The 1987-nt window shown below is 67.1% G+C and carries 2 protein-coding genes and 1 pseudogene; all 3 read right to left on the bottom strand.

Annotated elements, in window-relative coordinates:
* Positions 1-455: response regulator (locus tag NZ849_RS06235; protein WP_295405405.1), on the bottom strand; the 455-nt coding region annotated here is incomplete at its 3' end.
* A 223-nt stretch (positions 456-678) separates the two neighbouring features.
* On the bottom strand, positions 679-1671 hold the full coding sequence (locus NZ849_RS06230) for an iron ABC transporter permease (RefSeq protein ID WP_295405404.1): 993 nt from the start codon (positions 1669-1671) through the stop codon (positions 679-681).
* Positions 1672-1673: 2 nt separating this feature from the next.
* Positions 1674-1987: pseudogene (locus NZ849_RS06225) on the bottom strand (iron-siderophore ABC transporter substrate-binding protein); the annotation flags it as partial.

Genomic DNA, 1987 nt, shown 5'->3' with positions numbered 1-1987 from the left:
AGACGCACCAGCTCGCCCTCATACCGTACTTCCCGCCGCTCCTGCACCAGGCTGAGCCTCCCGTGGGTCAGAACCTGCGGGCGAATCTCACCCCGTCTGGCCAGCGCCCGGAGGCGGGCTACCAGCTCTGGCAAGGCAAAGGGTTTGGCCAGGTAATCCTCGCCCAAAGAAAGGCCCCGCACCCGGTCGGGCAGGGCCTCACGGGCGGTGAGGAAGAGGATGGGTTGCAGGAAACCAGCCGCTCTAAGATCCCTAGCCAGCTCAAAGCCCGCCTCCTCCCCCTCGGGCAGGCGTACGTCAAGGAGGAATAAGTCGTAGGGCTTCTGCCAAATCAAAGCCTCAGCCTCGAGCCTGGAGCGGGCCAAAACCGGTGCGAAACTGTGCTGACCGAGCGCCTCGAGCAGACTCTGGCCCAGAGCCACATCATCCTCCACCACCAAAAGGCGCAGCTTCATGGAAAGCCCTCCAGAAAAGCCTTGGCTCGGGTGTCAGCCGCCCTCTTTCCCGCACCCAAGCTCCCCAGCTATCGTTGGAAACCCAGGTAAAACTCTGGTAAAAATCACCAAACCCCGGAGCAAGGCAACCCGCTCGAAACGCTAGCAAGCAGCGCCCACCGCAGCTTTAGCACCTCGGCAGCTTGAAGCCGAAGCTCCGCACCACAGGCCAAAAAGGCCCCCTTCAGCTGACCCGCCGGGCCAGGTAAACGAAGAAGGGTGCCCCCAGGGCCACCACCAGGATGCCCACCGGGGTCTCGAGGGGCCGGTCTATGAGCCTGGCGGCCACATCGGCCAAGGAGAGCAGGCTAGCCCCCAGCAGGGCCGAGAGGGGAATCACCCGCCGGTAGTCGGCGCCCACCAGCCACCGGGCCAGATGGGGCACCACCAGGCCCAAAAACCCGATAGGCCCGGCTACGCTCACCGCGGCCCCGGCCAAGAGCACCGCCAGCCCGGTGGCCAAAAGGCGCACCAGGCCCACTCGCGCCCCCAGGCTCTGGGCCACTTCCTCCCCCAAGGCGAGCAGGTTGACCTGCTGCGACAGGGCGACGGCGAGCAGGAGCGCGGGCAGGGCCCAGGGCAGGATGATCCAGAAGTGCTCCCAGGTGCGCCCGGCCAGGCTGCCCGAAAGGTTGATGAAGGCCCCCCGGGTGCGCTCCTCAAACATGATCAGGAGAAAGCTGGTTGCCGCCCCCAACATGGCCCCCACGGCAATGCCCGCCAGGGCCAGCCGCACCGGGGTTAGGCCCACCGCCGCGGTGATGCTGTAGACCAGCGCCGCCGCCCCCACCCCGCCCAAAGCGGCCAGCAGCACCGTAGCCCAGGCGGGCAGGCCGGGGAAGAAGACCACCCCCAGCAACAGGGCCAGTGCGGCCCCCGCGTTGACCCCCAGAATTCCCGGCTCGGTGAGGGGGTTACGGGTGACGCCCTGCATCATGGCCCCCGAGACCCCCAGCGCGGCCCCCACCAGCAAGGCTGTCAAAGCCCGGGGCAGGCGCAGGGTGTGGACGATGAGGCTCGAGTTGGAAGCATCAGGCCAGAAAAGCAGCCGCCACACCTCACCCAAGGGGATGTCCACCGCTCCCACCGATATGGCGAGCAGCAGGGAAAAAGCCATGAGTCCTGCGGCTAGCGCGAATAGCGGCAGGGTCTGGGTAAGGCGGAGCGAGCGGGTCATATTCAAGGCTTGAAGGCGTAGCGGCCCGCAGCAGGCCGGTCGGCCAGGAGGCCGCTGTCGATCAGCTCGGCCAGGATGAGCCGGGTGGCCAGAGGGCCCCGGCCCCGGGTCCAGTTGTCGCGGTCGAACTCGTATACCCGGCCTCGCCGCACAGCCTCGAGCCTCTGCCAAAGCGGGTTCTTAGCCCAACCGCGCACGATTGGGGTTTCGTCGGGGGCGGTGAAGAGCACCAAGGTGGCGGGGTTCAGCGCCACCAGGCCCTCCAGGCCCAGCTCGTACTGGGTCTGGTTGTTCTGCGGCTTGGCCAGGCTCTTGC

The sequence above is a fragment of the Meiothermus sp. genome, assembly GCF_025060375.1.
Lineage (GTDB): Bacteria > Deinococcota > Deinococci > Deinococcales > Thermaceae > Meiothermus.
This window is presented reverse-complemented; position numbering and strand designations above follow the sequence as displayed.

Excerpts from the sequence above, each read along its gene's own strand:
- NZ849_RS06230 (WP_295405404.1), bottom strand. The coding sequence starts at position 1,671 with ATGACCCGCTCGCTCCGCCTTACCCAGACCCTGCCGCTATTCGCGCTA.